This window comes from Pseudomonas sp. 5P_3.1_Bac2 (genome assembly GCF_025465995.1).
GTDB lineage: Bacteria > Pseudomonadota > Gammaproteobacteria > Pseudomonadales > Pseudomonadaceae > Aquipseudomonas.
This window is the reverse complement of sequence record NZ_JANLNY010000006.1, coordinates 932987-950538: the sequence shown is the minus strand read 5'-3', so window position 1 is coordinate 950538 and position 17552 is coordinate 932987. Positions and strand designations below refer to the sequence as shown.

The 17552-nt window shown below is 58.5% G+C and carries 14 protein-coding genes; 2 read left to right on the top strand and 12 right to left on the bottom strand.

Features of this window, described 5'->3' with window-relative positions; genetic code table 11:
- Position 1: 1 nt before the first annotated feature.
- The 10 genes from NTD81_RS08575 to NTD81_RS08530 form a co-directional block, all read right to left on the bottom strand.
- On the bottom strand, positions 2 to 1867 hold the full coding sequence (locus NTD81_RS08575) for an extracellular solute-binding protein (RefSeq protein ID WP_262181623.1): 1866 nt from the start codon (positions 1865 to 1867) through the stop codon (positions 2 to 4).
- Positions 1868 to 1998: 131 nt separating this feature from the next.
- On the bottom strand, positions 1999 to 4605 hold the full coding sequence (locus NTD81_RS08570) for a TonB-dependent receptor (RefSeq protein WP_410017138.1): 2607 nt from the start codon (positions 4603 to 4605) through the stop codon (positions 1999 to 2001).
- A gap of 309 nt (positions 4606 to 4914) precedes the next feature.
- Positions 4915 to 5316, bottom strand: coding sequence for an ExbD/TolR family protein (locus tag NTD81_RS08565; RefSeq protein ID WP_262181621.1), 402 nt, complete (start codon positions 5314 to 5316; stop codon positions 4915 to 4917).
- Positions 5316 to 6023: a MotA/TolQ/ExbB proton channel family protein gene (locus NTD81_RS08560; protein WP_262181618.1), complete on the bottom strand. Its 708-nt coding sequence runs from the start codon at positions 6021 to 6023 to the stop codon at positions 5316 to 5318. The genes NTD81_RS08565 and NTD81_RS08560 overlap by 1 nt, the downstream gene beginning before the upstream one ends.
- A 37-nt stretch (positions 6024 to 6060) precedes the next feature.
- Positions 6061 to 6915 (bottom strand): energy transducer TonB, encoded by an 855-nt coding sequence (locus NTD81_RS08555; protein ID WP_262181616.1) that lies wholly within the window; start codon positions 6913 to 6915, stop codon positions 6061 to 6063.
- Positions 6916 to 7589: 674 nt separating this feature from the next.
- Positions 7590 to 8807 carry an MFS transporter gene (locus tag NTD81_RS08550; protein WP_262181614.1) on the bottom strand — a complete coding sequence of 406 codons (1218 nt, stop codon included), beginning with the start codon at positions 8805 to 8807 and terminating at the stop codon, positions 7590 to 7592.
- Between the two features lie 73 nt (positions 8808 to 8880).
- Positions 8881 to 9918 (bottom strand): heme-dependent oxidative N-demethylase family protein, encoded by a 1038-nt coding sequence (locus NTD81_RS08545; protein ID WP_262181610.1) that lies wholly within the window; start codon positions 9916 to 9918, stop codon positions 8881 to 8883.
- Positions 9919 to 9934: 16 nt separating this feature from the next.
- Positions 9935 to 10903: a PDR/VanB family oxidoreductase gene (locus tag NTD81_RS08540; RefSeq protein ID WP_262181607.1), complete on the bottom strand. Its 969-nt coding sequence runs from the start codon at positions 10901 to 10903 to the stop codon at positions 9935 to 9937.
- Positions 10900 to 11505: a dimethylamine monooxygenase subunit DmmA family protein gene (locus NTD81_RS08535; protein WP_262181604.1), complete on the bottom strand. Its 606-nt coding sequence runs from the start codon at positions 11503 to 11505 to the stop codon at positions 10900 to 10902. The genes NTD81_RS08540 and NTD81_RS08535 overlap by 4 nt, the downstream gene beginning before the upstream one ends.
- A gap of 243 nt (positions 11506 to 11748) precedes the next feature.
- Positions 11749 to 13173: a gamma-aminobutyraldehyde dehydrogenase gene (locus tag NTD81_RS08530; RefSeq protein WP_262181601.1), complete on the bottom strand. Its 1425-nt coding sequence runs from the start codon at positions 13171 to 13173 to the stop codon at positions 11749 to 11751.
- 360 nt (positions 13174 to 13533) lie between these two features.
- On the opposite strand from NTD81_RS08530, the gene NTD81_RS08525 reads away from it, so the two are divergent.
- Together NTD81_RS08525 and NTD81_RS08520 are read left to right on the top strand one after the other, a co-directional pair.
- Positions 13534 to 14364 (top strand): FadR/GntR family transcriptional regulator, encoded by an 831-nt coding sequence (locus tag NTD81_RS08525; protein WP_262181599.1) that lies wholly within the window; start codon positions 13534 to 13536, stop codon positions 14362 to 14364.
- A gap of 226 nt (positions 14365 to 14590) precedes the next feature.
- Positions 14591 to 15340, top strand: coding sequence for a cache domain-containing protein (locus NTD81_RS08520; RefSeq protein WP_262181596.1), 750 nt, complete (start codon positions 14591 to 14593; stop codon positions 15338 to 15340).
- Between the two features lie 80 nt (positions 15341 to 15420).
- Here the strand turns inward: NTD81_RS08520 and NTD81_RS08515 are convergent, their stop codons facing one another.
- Together NTD81_RS08515 and NTD81_RS08510 are read right to left on the bottom strand one after the other, a co-directional pair.
- Entirely contained in the window at positions 15421 to 16635 is a 1215-nt protein-coding gene (locus tag NTD81_RS08515) for a histidine decarboxylase (RefSeq protein WP_262181594.1), read from the bottom strand.
- 99 nt (positions 16636 to 16734) lie between these two features.
- The gene (locus tag NTD81_RS08510; protein WP_262181592.1) at positions 16735 to 17550 is read right to left on the bottom strand and encodes an isochorismatase family protein; all 816 of its coding nucleotides are present in this window, start codon (positions 17548 to 17550) and stop codon (positions 16735 to 16737) included.
- Between the last annotated feature and the right edge of the window lie 2 nt (positions 17551 to 17552).

Sequence of the window (17552 nt, the reverse complement as noted above, 5' to 3'; positions counted from 1 at the left end):
GTCATTGGCCCTCCTGGGTGGACGGTGCAGCGGGCTGCGCGGTTTTGCTCACTTCCCACCAACTGTCCAGCCCTTCGTCATACAGGGGCTCTTTAGCCGGGCGGCCGAAACGGTTTTGGTACACCGTAGGCGTACCTATCGAGTAGTAGTTGGGGATCATGTAGTAGCCCCACAGCAGCACCCGATCGAGGGCGCGGGCGTAGTGCACCATCTCATCACGGCTGTTGGCCTGCACCAGGCCGTCGAGCAAGAGGTCGACGGCGGGGTCGCGCAGCACCATGCTATTGGAGGAACCGGGCTGGGTGGCACTGCGCGAACCATACATGTCATACATCTCGCGACCGGGCGAGACGATAGGTTGGCCGCTGCGGGGAAACTGCGCGGCGATCATGTCGTAGTCACGGCTGTTGAAACGGTTGATGTACTGCGCGGCGTCTATTTTGCGCAGCTCCATCTTGATGCCGATCTGCGCCAGATTACGCATGAACGGCAGAAGCATCCGGTCAAAACCACCTTGGCCGTCGAGGAAGGTAAAACTCAGTTGCTCGCCTTGGGCATTCACCAGTTTGTTGTCTTTAGGCGTCCAGCCGGCCTGTTTAAGCAGCGCCAGGGCCTGTAGTTGTTTGTCGCGGATATTGCCGCTGCCATCGGTTTTGGGGGCTTGGTAAACCTGGGTGAATACCTCCTCAGGCACTTGGCCGCGCAAAGGTTCGAGGATCTCCAGCTCGCGGGCATCGGGCAACTCGGTAGCGGCCATGGTGCTTTTAGGGAAGTAGCTCTGCAGGCGCACATAGAAATTGCGCATCATCTGCTTGTTGGTCCATTCAAAGTCCCACAGCAGGCTGATGGCCTGGCGCACCCGGCGGTCTTGAAAAAATGGATTTTGCAAGTTGAAGGCAAAGCCTTGCGCCGCCCCCGGTTTATGCTTGGCCAACACCGCGCGTTGCAGGCGCCCGTCACTCAGAGCCGGACTTTCATAGCCGATAGTGAAACCGGTGGCGGAGAATTCGCGGTTGTAATCAAACGCAGCGGCCTTGAGCAACTCGCGAGTAACGTCGATATCAATGTAAAAATTCACCGTCAGACGGTCGAAGTTGTACAGCCCCTTGCTCACCGGTAGGTCCTTCGCCCACCAATTGGGGTTGCGCGCAAAGGTGATGCTGCGCCCCGGCACGACCTGCGCAACGCTATAGGGACCACTGCCCAGCGGCGCTTCAAAGCCACCGCCATTGGCGAAGTTGCGGGTTTGCCACCAGTGCTGCGGGAGGATGCGCATGCTGGCCAAATCCAGGGCCAGGGTGCGGTTTTGGTTGGTTTTGAAGGTAAAAAGAATTTGCTGTGGATTCTCTACCAGGACCTCTTTCACATCGCCATAGAGCATGCGAAAACTCAGGCTGCCTTTGCTCATCAGGGTGTTGTAGGTGAAGGCGACATCGTCGGCAGTAATCGGTGTGTCGTCGGCAAAGCGGGCTGCGGGGTTCAGATGGAAGCGTACCCAGAGGCCGTTCGGGTCACGTTCCATGGTCTGGGCAATCAGGCCATAAACCGTGTAGGGCTCATCCAGTGAGCGAAAAGCCAAGGGCGAGTACAGCCATTGATCCACCTGCGCGACGCCGGTGCCTTGGTCAAGATAGGGGAGGATGTAGTTGAATTGGCCGATTTCCATCGAGGCCCGGCTCAGGGAACCGCCCTTGGGGGCCGCCGGGTTAACAAAATCAAAGTGCTTAAAATCTGCCGGATACTTAGGCGCCTCGCCATACACCGTCAGTGCATAAGTGCCTGGTGCGGCAACGGCCTGCGCTGCAGCAATCAGTCCGAGGCATAGGCAAAAGCACAGGTGCAGCAGGGGGCGGGTGCTGATGGGCATAGCTGCGCTTTCCTCTTGGTCTCGGTGATAAAGCAAGAAAGGAGTAAAAGTCACCGCGAACATAACGCTTAGCGATTAGCCTGCGCAATCGCTTTGGCGCAGGCTAGACGCTTCGGCTGCCCAATGCGGGCTTAGAAGTGGTAGGTCATACGGGTGAACAAGGTGCGCCCTAGCGGGTCGGTGTAGCGGGGGTCATAGCCTGCCTGGAAGTTGTAGGCTTGATTGGAGAAGGGTGGGTCGCGGTCGAACAGGTTTTTGATCCCGGCATCAATATCCAATACCTCGGCGAAGGTGTAGCCCGCCGCCGCATCCCACAGCATATAAGACGCGACCCGGCTATTGGTGCTGGGGTCGTAGTCGTTATAGCCGGTGGTAAACCGATTGCTTAACGAGGCCCTGGCCGCGCCTAAGGTCCAGCTGCCGGTGAGGTTGTGCTTCCAGCGCGCGATCATGCCAGCATCTCTGAAGTCGCCGACATTATCGGTGTAAGGCCCTTTGATCGTGCTCTGGTAGTCATAACGATTGACCAGGGTTCCTTGCAAAGTAAGCGCGAACTGGCCATAGGGCGTATTGGGGAAGCGGTAGTCCAGCGAGGCATCAATGCCGTTAGTTTTGACATTACCCATATTGGCGTTGAGGGTAGATATGTAATTCAAGCTGCCATCGGGGTTTCGTATAAAGCGCTCTGCGTACAGGTTTGGCTCAGCGAAGACGGTAGTGTCAGGGAAGGCGCTAATTTGGTTGGCAATATGGATCCACCAAAAATCCAGACCCACTGACAGATTGGTGATTGGCTGGTAGACAAAACCAAGCGTCACGTTTCGTGCCGTTTCAGGCGCTAGGTCAGTATTGCCACCGATCTGCCGAAGAAACTGTTGATTACAATCGCGCCCAGCGCTTGCACCTGCCTGGGCAACCCCACCTGGGCAGAGAACCGGATCGTTGAAGGTGCCTTGGGTAAACGTGATGCTGCTTGGGGCATATAGTTCATACAGCGAGGGGGCACGGAAACCCTCACTGTAAGCACCACGTATCACTAACTCTTTGATGGGTTGGTAGCGGAACGAGTACTTGGGGTTGGTGGTATTACCGAAGTCACTGTACTTGTCGTAACGCACTGCAGCCGAAAGCTCCAGGCTGTCTAGTACTGGCACATTAAGCTCGGCGTAGGCCGCTTTGACATTACGCTCTCCGTCGACACTGCCCGTTGGGTCCACCCCCACGCTTTGAATATCACCAGCGAATGCTTCAAGGTTTTGATGGAACTGCTCTTTACGGTACTCACCGCCTAAAGCCAGGCCAGTTGGCCCTGCACCAAACCAGTCGCCTATTTCTCGACTGACCCGACCATCAACGCCGCTAACCCGGCCAACCGCTGTGCTGTAGGGGCCACGGTAGGCCGCAGCATCGATAAAGGACTGCCCGGCAGCGGTCTGCGCCCCAAAGGGATTGAGTAGACCACTGGATAAACCGTCCCGCATAGCGGTGTCACTGACAAAGCCGTTGCTCAGTGAGGACACCACTTTGTTTTGGTTGTATGAGGCGCCGACGTTGTAGTCCCAACCCGCCACCAGTCCATCAAAGCTCAGGATAAAGCGCTGGCTGGTGTTCTGATCCTTAAGTTCCCGGGGGCCTGCGGCAGTTTCGCGCCAATTGAGGTCGACAGGTTGGCTGGGGTCAAGGCTAAAGTTAGTCGGTGCTGGCGTGACGCCATTGCCGGGGTAGTAGGGCGAAGATGAGTCCAGACTCAAGCCGGTTAGTGTGGCAGGCCCCAGGGTGGTGGCATTGTTATTACGGGCCCAGAAATACTCGAGGTTGACGTTGTGTTGGTCAGCCAGCTTGGCTGTGGCTTTACCAAAGAACGAAGTCTTTTCAGTCTGGGGGATTAGGTCGATATATTCGCGGGTATTGAACCGGCACAGGCCTTGACTGGCGACCAGGTTTGGCCCGTTACAGTTGCTGGCGGCCAATGGGTTGGAGGCGTTGTCACCTTGAGAATAGTTACTGGGAAATGAGGTGCCTGAGGTCTGGTCTATGCCGCGAGCAGGCACGTAGTTTTGCGCGAATTTACGATCATTGGCGTCCAGGTTTTGCTGTTTGTTGTAGTTAAAAACTCCCAATAAGTTGAAGCGATCCTCCTCAAGATCACCCAATCCCCAGTTGGCATTGAGTTCCTTGCTGGCCCCACCACCACTGTGGGTGGGGGATTCACCCCCTAGTGTGAGTTGACCGTCAGTCATAGTTTTCTTAGTGATGAAATTGATTACTCCGCCAATGGCGTCGGTGCCGTACAGCGCTGAAGCTCCATCGCGCAGTACTTCAACTCGATCAATAGCGGCAAACGGAATCATATTCAGGTCCACGCTCGTGCTACTGATGGCGTTGTTGGCCAGGCGCCGTCCATTGAGCAGAACGAGGGTTTTGTTCGAGCCTATACCGCGCATGTCGGCGAAAGACGCTCCCCCGGTCAACTGGCCAACAGAGCTGGCACTGTTGGTTAGGGACTGGCTGCCGGTTATGCGCTGGACAATTTCTGCGGTGGTATTAACGCCCTGCTTACGTAACTCATCGGCACGCAGAATGGTGATAGGCACTGCGGTTTCGGCATCCACCCGGCGAATGGCGGAACCGGTGACTTCAACTCGTTGCAAGACGGTGTTCGGCACCACTTCAGCGGCGCTACTGTCCGGATCCGTTTCTGCGGCGTTAACCGTTGCCGTACCCAGCGTCATGGCCATCAGGTACAGCGGTGTGTGGATCAACCGTGCAACGGCGCTGCCCTTTGGCAGCCTGCACACAAGGGCTTGGCGTGTAATAACTGAGCGACTGATCATCAAAGTGACTCCAGAGTTATCAAGACATTGAGCTACATGGCCTTGTGGGCCTTCCTTGGTCCGAGTGGAGCGGTGCTGTTGCTAAGAACAACGGCCATGCCTTGGCGCTGCAGATGCGTTAAGGCATGGGTGAATAAAACTTGGCCAATGCCCTCCTATGGAGGGCAATAGGGTCGCTAACGAGTGGTTAAGCGTCTTTGCCTGGCGCTTTGTTTAACGGCTGGTCATCACCGCAATCTTGGTGATGCCGGAGCGCTCGATAGCCGCCATGGCTTTGGCTACTTGCCCATAGTTGACGGCAGTGTCGGCCTGCAGCTGTACCCGCACTTCGCTGTCTGCGGCCTTGGCTTGCTTGAGGCTGGCTTCCAATAACTCTGGTTCAAGCTGGTTTTTCGCCAGATAGAACTTGCCGTCCTGATCCACGCTAACCACCAGCGGATCTTTCTTCTCGGCCGGGGCCACGGCGTCCGTTTTCGGCAGGTTGACCTTGATCGCATTGGTCATCAGCGGGGCGGTGACGATGAATACCACCAATAACACCAACATCACGTCGACCAGCGGCGTGACATTCATTTCGCTAAGCACTTCATCGCTGTCTTGAGTGGAGAATGACATTAGCTAGCCTCCCTTACGGCCGCAGTGCTGCTGGCGCTGATCGGTTGGCGGGTGATGTTGAACGCACTGCGCTGCGCCAGCGCATCGAAGTCATGGGCGAAGTCGTCCATGTTGGCCAAGGCCAGCTTTTGCCTGCGCAGGAAAAAGTTGTAGATCAGCACCGCCGGTACGGCGACGGCAATCCCGACCCCGGTCGCGATCAGGGCGTGACCAATCGGCCCGGCGACGGTTTCAAGACTGGCCGAGCCACTGGCACCAATGCTTTGCAGGGCTTCCATGATCCCCCAGACCGTGCCAAACAGGCCGATAAAGGGCGCGGTGCTGCCGATGCTGGCCAGCACCGCCAAACCACTTTCTAGTGCACGGCGTTCTTTTTGAATTTGCTGGCGCAGATTACGTTCGAGACGATCTGCCCGATTAATCGTGCTGGCCAGCTGGTGGGTGGTGCGCGGCGCTTCGGTCACGTGAATGGCCTCGAAACCACTGCTTGCGATGCGCGCCAATGCACCAGGGTATTGATGGGCATGTTCGGCCGCGCTCAGCAGATCAGAGGCATTCCAGAACGCTTGGCTAAACCGCTTATCTTGACGTTTGCGTTGCAGATATTGGCTGGACTTGATTAACAGCAAGGCCCAGCTCACCACCGAAAACAGCACCAAGGCCCACAGTACAGCCGGGACAATTAGGGATGACATTGACTCGTTCATGACAACACCTCTCGCAGGCAAGTAGTAGCGGCCACAGTTATTGCGGCAACTTAAAATCAATGGTTTGGGTGGCGAAGCCATCAATGGCGGTGTCACCCCGTTTGGCGGGAATGAATTTCCAGTTTTTCACTGCCTCGACCGCCGCTTGATCGAGCTGCGGCTTGCCACTGGAGCGGCTGACCTCGACGCTGCCGGCGCGCCCGTTGCTAAGCACTTGGATGCGCAACACGACCCGGCCCTCCCAGTTTCGGCGCAGCGCCAGAGGCGGGTAGTCCGGTGGTGGATTGCCGAGGCTGGCTAAACCTGAAATCGCGGCGGTTTCTTTAACGTTGGCGCTGCCCGCCGATGCCGTGCTGGCTGGCGCAGGCGCGCTGGCTGCTGATGCTTGTGGCGCTGCTGCAGCAGGTGCCGGCGCTGGTGCTGGTGCTGCAGGCGATTTGAGCGGCGCGACGGGTTTGGCCGGTTTGGGTTTTCCCCGGGGTTTGGCTGGCGCCACAGGTTTGAGTTTAACGAGCTTGGGTGGCGGCGGTTTTAAGGCGTTTTCATCTTCAATGGGCGGCGCCAGGATCGGTTCTGCTGGTGCGGAAGTGACGGGCTGGGGCTCGGGCGGCGTAGGTAGCGGTTGCGCGCTCGATAACTCAACGCTGATCTCGGGAATTTGCGCCGGTGTTGGCACTGGCAGCGCTTCGCGGCTATGGAAAAAATACCAGAGGCAAACATGCAGCAAGATAGAAACACTGATTAAGCCAAGTATCTGCCAGAGGCTCAGGGTCGCAACCGTTAAAGGGCTGACTTTATACCTGCCCTTAGTCAGGCGGGTATTGGATTGAGCAGGCGCTAATGGCTCAGTTAAATAACTGGGTAGAGCACTTTTTAGCAGTGCGTTATTCATTGCGAATGATCCTTCCTGCGTAAGGGAATATGCACTGGGCAAATAACAAGAAGTTAGTGTTAGGAATATTTAGCGCGCACTCGGCCACGGCTATTGAATACGCCGATGGATTTATTGGCACATGACTTATAAGCACGCGATCAGGCCTCAGCAGTGACTGCGCATCTGCTTGGGGTTGTGCTGTAGGTGCTGCGCTAGAGCGAGTTAGCCGCTCGCGCTATGTCCGGGGGCATGATTGTTAGGCACTAGCAGTAGCGCTGCTGTAGAGGCGGGAGATAAATGAGCGGCGAACAGGATTAAGTGCTGTTGGCGTAACTGAGTAGTGGGCATGGTTAATATCCCTATTTGCTAATGACACCACGAGTAATAAGCTTTTGGCTCTTACTCGCTCCATTAAAAGACGCTGATAACGTCTGTTGCTCATTGCTGGTGCATTGTGCCCATGGGCTTTAACCTGTTTCCAAGTCAAAACGCCATAGTGGGATTTAATAAGAAAAAAGCGTGCCAACTTAAGTTTGATCAGAGTGCTTTTGTCGACTTAGCGTCAGACTATTGCTGATCAACCAATGGGACAGTGGGATAGGGTGGGTTAATGACACCTTCTGATGCTGCATGGTATGCGCCCAGAAGGTGTCTATTAAACGCGCTAAGGCTGCAGCGCAGCCCTCTGCGGTTTAGGCGGCAGCGGCCTCAGGCAGCACAGGGCTGGCTGTGGAGTGCTCGCGACGAATGCTCGCCAGCGGCACGATGACCAGCAGCAAGGTCAGCACCACCGTCACACCAATGCCCCACGCTGCCAGGGTGAAACCACCCATGGAGATCAGGCCACCGGAAATCGCCGGACCCACGGCCAGACCCAGGCTGAGGAAACCACTGGCGGCTGCTACGACACGACCTTCGCGGTCCAGCGCGGCGGCGAGCCCGGTGAGGTAACTCAAGGCGTAGAAGTAGGTCACGCAGATGGTCATCACCCCGGCGGTGTAGAGGAACTTGGAGTGTTCGCCCAGTACGTAGGCCAGGCTGGTCCCACCGCTGAGCAGGATGGCCAGAATCACCGGGGTGCTCAGGCCAAAGCGCTTGCCGATGATCGCGGCCAGCAGCGGGCCAATCAGGCCGACCACCGACTGCAGCGACAGCAGCATGCCCAACTCGGCGCCGCTGTAGCCAACCATGGTCCCGATACGCTCGACAAAGGCCCAGCCCATGGTGTCGCGCGCCTGGAACACAAACATGGCGAGCATCATGCAGATGGCCGGCAAGCTCAGCAGGATATTGCCCGAACCGCTCTTGGCGGTGGGCGACAGCGGGCTTGGCGCGATGCTTGTGCTGCGTTGTTGCATGGCCGGAATGGCCAGCAGCATCACCGCCATAGTGGCGGCCATGGCGTAGTAGAGACCGGACAGCCCGTACAAGGCCATGACTTTGGCGTAGCCGAGCATCACCACGATCATCAGCACTACCGAGAGCACGTTCATGTGCCCGGCAATGCGATCGGGTTGCTTGGCGCTGGAGACGCTGGCATTGCCGCAGGCCAGGGCCAGGCCGGCACCGATACCGGCGATGCAGCGCACTGCCGCCAGCGTATAAATGTGGTCAATGTTGGCGCTGATCAGGTTGGCTACGATGGCCAGCAAGGTGCCCAGCAGCGCTAGGGTGCGCCGCGGTGCACGGCCCATGAAGGGCGCGATCAGCAACGAGGCGAGCATGGTGAAACCAAACTCGGCGGACATCAGCAGGCCTGCTTCGACCTCGTTCAGCTTGAGGTCGTTGATGATGGCGCTGATCAAAAATGGCAGCGCCCACAGACCGAGTAAACCTACGCCGTAGGCAGAGCCTGCGGCGGAGAACACCAGAGCCCAACTCTCTGGCAGTAGGTTGCGTATTGTTTTCATGGGTGGGTCCTAATTTTTGGCAAACATAGGGAAGAAAAAGCGCGCCAATAGGGCGCGCTCAAGGGGGGTAAATTTATTGTTTGCTTTCGTCGACCGGCGTGCCGTCATCGTATTGCGACAGCCAGGCGACCATTGCATCGCGGTAGCGGGTAAAGCCCTTGTAGTCCACCAGCTCCTGATCCAAATCACGGATCACGCGGTGCATGCGCTTGGCCCACTGTGGCGCGTACTCGGCCAGCTCTTTGAGGCTGACTAGGTAAGTGCGCACCGGGAATAATACGGCGTTGCTACGCGGCATACGGTGCAGGGGTTGCAACTCGATGCGCAGGTTGACCAGCTCACCGGCGTTTTCCGGGGTGACGATAGTGCGGTCCGGTGCCCAGTCCGGCAGCGTTTCAGCCGAAGTTTCGAGGCGCGGGTTGACGGTGATCGACCAGTTGGTACGGCGCACTGGGTGGCCTGGACGCAGGCGCAGGAGGAACTTCAGCGCACGGCTGAGGATGCCCATTTCTTCAAGCTTGGGCACCGGACCATGGAACTCCATGAAGCTCATGCCAAGGTTGAAACGCAGGGAGTAGTCGGCACGCTGAGTGGCCATGCCGGCGCCCATGTAGAGGGTTTCGTCACGCTCTTCAAGCAGGATGAACTCACCCTGAGCCTGACGGGTGATGTATTCCATCGGCTCCATCGGCAGGGTGCTGGTGTCACCGAAGGTGAAGGTCTGATCGATCTGCAGCGGGCGGTTGATCCAGTGCCATTGGCTGCCGTTTTTGTTCAAGGTGAAGTGCTCAGGGAAGTCGCGCGAGTACGACTCCATCAGCAATTCCAGCAAGTCCCACTGGGCTTCCATCATGTGCGGCAGGGCCAGGTAATGCACGCCTGGCTGAGTATCGAGGATATGGGCGCGGTGGTGGCACTCGGAGATGTAATGCTCGTCGATATCGAACTGCGCACGCAGTGCGCCTTCGCCAAAAGGTACATGGGGTTCGACGTTCATCGAATACATGTACTGATCTTCCGGGTACGGGAAGGGCAGGCGGGTCACGGCCTCGCGCGAGTTGCTGTAGGTGTAGTCGTCAGAGTAGGTTTCAATTGGCTTGAATACGGTCATTATTTTACTTCCTATCTTAGAGGTCTACGACCAAACGGCTGCAGTTGGCGCGTGAAACACACGGCATAAATTTGCGTTTGCTCAGTTTGTCTTCTTCGCTGAGCCAGTCATCGCGATGGTCCAGCTCGCCTTCGATTTCCAACACGGTGGTTTCGCAGTAGCCACACGCGCCGCCACGGCACAGGTACGGCACTGCGTAGCCGGCTTTTTCGGCGGCTTCGAGCAGGGACTGATCGGGTGCCACTTCGAGGGTCACGCCCTGACGCGCCAGCGTCACGCTGAAGGGTTCGCCCAGCGAGCCTTGCTCGACAAAACGCTCGTAATGGATGTGGCTGTCGGTCCAGCCCAGTGCATGGGCGCTGTCGATGGTGTCGTCGATCATGCTGTCCGGGCCGCACACGTAAACGTGACTGCCCAGCGGCCGCTGCGCGAGCACTTGGCGGATATCCATGCGTGGGCCTTGGCCATCTACATAGAGGTGTACGTGTTTGCCGTACTTGGCTTGCAGCTCCAGGCCCAGGGTGGCGTGTTCCGGGCCACGAACGGCTAGGTGCAGCTCGAAATCGACCTGTTTGAGATGCAGCTCATCCAGTTGCGAGTAGACCGGGGTGATGCCCACGCCGCCGGCGATAAAAATGTGCTGGCGCGCATGCTTGGCCAAGGGGAAGAGGTTGGCTGGCTGCATGATTTGCAGCAAGTCGCCTTCCTTGACTTGGCTGTGCAGGAAGCGCGAACCGCCACGGCCTTCGCTGACGCGGCGGACCGCGATCTGATAGGCGCTGGAGTCGTACGGCGAGTTCATCAACGAATAGGCATTGCGATAGGTGCTGTCCGCGTCGTCGATCACCACCACCACATGGCTGCCGCCGGAGAACGCGGGCAAATGCTTGCCTTCTAGGTCGACCAAGGTGAAGCGCTTGATTTCGGGGGTGAGGGTTTCGATGCGGGCAACCCGCACTTTGAGAATTCCGTTATGGCTACTCATGTGTCCAGCTCCTCGGCAGGTGGTAGTTCGCCCGGGACTTCACCATCGGCTTTGATGCCCTGGAAGGCCGCCAGGCGCCGGGAATAGTGGTCACGCACGACCAAGTTGAGTTTGCAGCCAGGGCAGACAAACAGGCGCTGGGTGACGTTCTCGGTGTAGGTGTCGCAGTGCGCACACCAGACCCGGCGCACCAAGGTGCCGCTGTGTTCGCGCAGCACTTCGTCGCGATTGAGGTCGACCGCGTTGGCGGCCTGCATGGCCGTGCCGATAAAGCTTTCCGAGCCGCTGAGATACAGGCGCGTGCCCATGTGCGCATCCCGCAACAGCTGCGCGAGGGCGTCGATCAGCGCTTGGTTGCTGGCGAATACCTGCAAGCCCGCGACATCGGCCTGTTGCAGTGTTGCCAGGTGGTTATGCCCGGAGAATGTCTCGGTGGAATAGAGCAGGGTGGTGTTGGCGCGTTGTTGCGCAGTCATTTCCTGGATCAGACGAAACATCGCCGTACCGCCGCTGCCCTGACCTGCGATCAGGTGGCGCAAACCGCCAGCCATGGGTTGCAGGCGGTCGTAGATGGGTCGGCTCTTGATGCCGGTGATAAGCATGGTGCACACCTCGTAAGGCGTTACCGCGGCGCTGCCGCGAGGTAACAATGAAGGCTGTATTAATACGTTGGCCGGAGCGAAAGCACGACTCATGCCATAACATATTATTTTATATGTATTTCAGTATTGGCCTGCCTTGGCCTGCATTGCGCTGTAGCGATAGGCCCGGATCACGGGCTTAAGGCTGCCCGCAGAGCACCACCAGGGTGCAATGCGGACTATCAGTGGGCGCTTTTGGCGCTGTTAATGCTTGAACATGACGTGACGTACGCAGGTGTAGTCTTCCAGGCCGTACATCGACATGTCTTTGCCGTAGCCCGAGTGCTTCATGCCGCCGTGGGGCATTTCGCTAACCAGCATGAAGTGCGTGTTGACCCAGGTGCAGCCGTATTGCAGGCGGGCGGCAAGGCGGTTCGCGCGGCCGACATCAGCGGTCCAGACCGACGAGGCCAGGCCGTAGTCCGAGTCATTGGCGAAGGCCAGGGCTTGGGCTTCGTCGGTGAAGGGGGTGATGCTCAGCACCGGGCCAAAGACTTCGCGCTGGACGATTTCGTCGTCCTGGCGTGCGTCGGCCAGCACCGTAGGCTCGAAGAAGAAGCCAGGCCCCTCGACGCGTTTGCCGCCAGTGATGACACGAATGTGCGGCTGGGCCTTGGCGCGTTCAACAAAACCTTCGACGCGTTCCAGGTGTTCGCGGGTGATCAGCGGGCCCAGCTCAGTCTCCGGATCGTCCTGCAGGCCATAGCGAATGGTGGCGACGGCGGCACCGAGTTGTTCCACGAAACGCTCGTACACCCCTTGCTGCACGTACAGGCGGCAGGCGGCGGTGCAGTCTTGACCGGCATTGTAGAAAGCAAAAGCACGGATGCCTTCCACGGCGGCGTCGATGTCGGCGTCGTCGAAGATCAGCACGGGAGCCTTACCCCCCAGCTCCATGTGGGTGCGCTTGACGCTGCTGGCTGTGCTGCTGATGATCCGGCTGCCGGTGGCGACCGAGCCGGTCAGCGACACCATGCGCACTTTGGGATGGGTCACCAGTGGCTCACCGACGTTCGGACCGCGCCCGAAGAGGATGTTAACCACGCCCGCGGGGAACAGCTCGGCGATGAACTCGGCCAGTTTCAGGGCGCTGAGCGGCGTCTGCTCCGACGGCTTGAGCACCACGCAGTTGCCGGCAGCCAGGGCCGGTGCCAGTTTCCACGCGACCATCATCAGTGGGTAGTTCCACGGCGCGATCGAGGCAACCACGCCCAGCGGGTCGCGACGAATCATCGAAGTGTGGCCAGGCAGGTATTCACCACCGGCGCTACCGCTCATGCAACGGCTGGCACCGGCGAAGTAGCGGAACACATCCGCGATGGCCGGAATCTCGTCGTTAAGTGCCGCCAAGTAGGGCTTGCCGCAGTTTTGCGACTCCAGCCGCGCGAGGGTTTCGGCCTCAGCTTCGATGCGCTCGGCCAGTTTCAGCAGCAGGTTGGCGCGATCCTTGGGCGGGGTTTGCGACCAGGCGGCAAAGGCTTGATCCGCAGCTTCAACAGCGGCATCGACCTGCGCGCTGCTGGCTTCGGCAATGTTCACCAGCACCGTACCCAGAGACGGGTTGTAGACGGCATAAGGACTGCCTGCGCCATCAATCAGTTGGCCGTTGATCAGAAGTTTGGTTTGCATGGCATATCCCTTAGTCGGTCTTATTAAGTGGAACAGATGGCAAGTGAACGGGGTGGCCTAGGACTAGGCGCTTGCCATCTCGGGCTTAAACATATAAAAACATATCTTAATGTTAGATGACAACTACAGGGCCTTGTGCACGATATTGATGAAGGGAATGAAGACGTGAGCCCACGCATAAGCGGTACCCCCCGGCAAGTGATCGCTATAAGATGTGGAAATGTACGTTTAGCAGCGCCACTGCGCCGGCCTGTGCAGGGGGCTTCATCCTGTGCGGAACACCCGCGAGTGGACTGGCTTGAATGGATGGCCAGTTTGTGTCGCGGCTGCTGAATTTTTTACCTTCAATCTGGAGTACTCATGAGTTCCTTGAATACTGCGCGTAGCACAGCCTTTATTCGGTTACGCCAGGAAGGTCGTACCGATGAGGTGGCACGTCGGCTCATGGAAGCCATTGACCTGGGCATCTTTACCGAAGGTCAGCAACTGCCTAGCGAGAGTGAGTTGGCGCTGCAACTGGGCGTCGCCACCGTGACCTTGCGCGAGGCCCTGGTGGTGTTGCGCCAACGCGGGCTGATCGAGACACGGCGCGGGCGCAACGGCGGCAGCTTTGTCTGCGCGCCGGTGGAAGTGCCAGAGGCACTGCTATTACGGCGTTTGTGCGAGATGAGCGGGCCGGATTTGCGTGACTTGGGCGATGAGCACATCGCTATTTCCGGCACGGCCGCGCGGCTGGCGGCTAAGCGCAGCTCGCCCGAGCAACAGGCGCGCATCGCCCAACATATAGATGCCCTGAGCCAAGCCAGTACGCGCTTGGCCCGGCACCGCGCCGACGCCCGTTTTCATATTGAGGTAGCTGCTGCCGCGCAGTCATTGCGCCTGACCCATGCCGAGATGCGCTTGCAATCGGAGGTCGGCGAAATGCTCTGGCTGGAGGCCGTGGGCGGCGATGTCGGCGTCGTGGAGCAAGAACATCGGGCTATTTTGCAAGCGCTGGTCGGCGGCGATGGCGTGTTGGCCGGCGCACTGGCAGAGGCCCATGTGAGCCGCGGGATCAAGCGCCTGATCGGGTTGCGCCTGGAGTTATTGGCGAGCACTGCGCAGCCAGCAGGCGCCGCTCTGTCGCCCGCCACTGAAGTGCCCGGTGAGCTGATGGTTGAGCGGGGGAGTATTACAAAAGACCAAAGTTGAGTTTCCACGAGCGCCGCAAGGCTTTAGATTCTGTACAAGCGTGCAAATTATGTGCAGCTGTACGATGTATCTACCAGCATGCGAGCTCAGTACCAACGTGCGTGAGATTTGTATGAGCGGGCGAGCAGTGTTCGCTCGACATACCCAGTCCCGCGCCCGAACCCAAGCGATCTGCCCTTGGTTGCAACACATAAAAAAAAGTAAAAAACCTGCGTGAGGTAATGCCATGTTTGCCCAGAGCGACAATGACCCTCTATCGATCTGCGTGGCGCAGCTCGATAGCACCTTAGGAGCTATCTTCAGCCAGGTTCGGCACCTAGTAGAGGAAAATCTGCAACTCTGGGAGCGAGTTATCGCCGAGGGCCGTCAACCGGATGCCCGCGATTTGGCCCTGTTACGACCCGCTATCGAACAGATGCTCCAAGCTTGCGGCACCTTTGGCTGTGGCGGCGGGGTGGTGGTCGAACCCGGATGTTTGGGCGACCGCAAGATGCATCTGGAGTGGTGGCACCTTGTGGACGGCGGTAAGACCCTGCCGCTGCGACCCAACTTCGACCGCAACCGGGAAAACTTTTACGACTACACCGAAATGCTCTGGTACAGCCGCCCGCGTGACTTAGGCAAAAGCGTGGTGGAAGGTCCCTACATCGACCTCTACGGCACCAATATGTATGTGCTGACCTTCACCGTGCCGATGTACGTGCAAGGGCGTTTTATTGGCGTGGCGGGCCTGGATCTGTCATTGCACAACGTCGAGCGTCTGCTGATCCAAAGCCTGATGCGCTTGGAGAACGAAGCGCTGTTGCTAGCCGCTGATGGCCGCGTCATCGCGTCCAATACCCCGAACTGGATGATTGGCGACCTGGCTCAGAGCCTGTTGCAGTTAGCCCCTGAACTCGCTGAGCGCCGGCCGTTGGGCGCGCCCGACGCCGGTTGGTCGCTGGTGCACTTGCCCGGACTGCGCGCGGCTGCGTGAGCAGCATGATGTAGCGTCGAGGCCACTAACCCGCCATAGAAGTGGCCTGTTGCCGGGCTGCAAGGGCATGTAGCTGCGTATCAGTCCGCGGCCATGGAGCGTGGCCGTGCAACGCTTGGCAGGGTATGCACGGCACAGGGCTGGTTCGCCGGCGCGTTGCGCCTGCTATTGAGTTTGAGATCAGCCGTAATGTCATCGATCAAGCGACTGATGCGGCTGTGATCGCGATGATGGGGCGTGGCGATCAGGTGTGCGCAGGCGCCTGAGGTGGCGAGACCGTGTTGTTTGCACAGGTGCTCTGAGGGGCGGGGGAAAATCACCGTGATCGAGTTGTGGTTACGCCAGGCTGCAACCCCAGCGGCCTTAAACCGTTCCACCGCATATTGCGCCAGCTCCAAACAGCGCAAGGTGCGCTGCCGCCATTGCTCGTGGCTGTGACTGCGCAGCGCGGCCCACATAATCAACGGTGTATGACCATTGCGCGAGCCGCTGATGGTTTTGTCCTGAGCGCTGATGTAGTCGATATCCACCGAGATGCGCTCGACATGATGACGCTTGGCTAGGACGATGCCGCAGGGGATTGGCGAGCCGATCATCTTGTGCCCCGACACGCTGATGGAGTCGATGCCATGGGCAAAGTTATAGGGTTGGGGAGCTTCGACAAAGGGCAGGATCATGCCGCTTAGGGCGGCGTCGGCATGCAGGTAGTAGTCGTTGCGGGCGATGCCAAGATCCGCCAAGCGTTGCTGGATCAGGCTGATATTGTCGGTGGCCCCATGCATGGTGGTGCCGATATTGGCAAAGATCAGCGGATTGGCGCAGTCATCGATGGCGATCTTGCTGATCAGGTCGTTGTGGTCGATCTCGCCATTGCTCAGGGTGGCCACGGCACGGGCCGGCATGCGCAGCAGTTTGACGATTTTCGCCACTGAGTAGTGAGTATCCCGCGAGTAATACAGCACGCCATCGGGGAACAGCTCCCGGGCCAGGTAGCAGGCAAACATATTGCCCTCGGTGCCGCCGTTGGTGACATAGCCCCAGCTGTCCTGCAAGGGGATTTCAAACAGCTCGGCGAAGTAGGCCATCACTTCCTTTTCAAAACTAAAGGAATTGAGGATGTAGTTGCTCGGGGCATCCCAATCGCCGCAGTTGTTCAGCGAAAAATGCATAAAGCGGTGCAGCGGTCGGTAGTCGAAATCCGCCGCTTCAGGGTAGCCCACATTGAAATATTGATGGGTCAAACAGTGCTGCCAAAAGTCTTCGAGTTTGCCTTGATCGGCGCTGGACAGCTGCATGAGACACTCCCTGTTAAATCGTGGCGCGCAGGCGCGGCCAATAAATTCCTGAGGTTTAAACGCCTGCCGCGGGGCCTGGTGCTTGCCCCGCGGCGGCTCTTAGCTGGCGCTTAAGCGCTGGCCGATCAGGCCATACCAATGGGCTAACGTTGGCGTGCGAGCCAACTCATCAAAACTGATGAGCACGCCACGCTCTTTCAGCTCCGCAGCGATTTTCATGACCTGTAGCGAATCAAGGCCGTAGAAAATCAGGTTCTCCTGCGGATCAAGCTGATCTTCATCCTCGATCAGTTGCAGCACCCGTTCCCCGAGCCAGGTGCACAGGGCTTGCTGCGCTTGGTCATTGGCAGTCGCGTCGAGCTGGCTGCTGAGCAGTAGCTGGGCGCAGCGCTGACTCAGGTAGTTAAGCGCCAGTTGATGCTGTTCACGACTGTCCGCCAGCAGCGCATCGGCCACGACGAACAGCTCAAGTTGCTGATCAACGCCAGCGAGGGCCGTGGCCAGCCCTGCGCCGTACGCATCAGCACCGGCTAACAGCAGTTGATCGCGGTTGGCGGCGTTGAGCTTGGCCAGCACTTGGCCGTCCGCCAGGCTGCTGAGGCTGGACTTATTCAGCACTTGGCCGCTGTCGCTGGGCTGCAGTTGGCTGAGTAGGGGCGAGGGTACGGCTTCGCCCGTATCAATCTGGCGGGTATACAGCACCGGCACCTGATGCTGCTCGGCCCATTGCCGCAGCCCCTCCAGGTTGTGCAAAACGCCATGCAACAGGGCGCCATCGGCAGCGTAATGGCTGAGTAAGTCCTCTTGCATATTGTGGATCAACAATAATGCGCGGCTGGCATCCAGCTGGCTGCTGCGCAGGTTTGGCGGCAGCTCGGCGCGGCCTGGCAGGGGGTAATCAATGGCTTGCGACATGG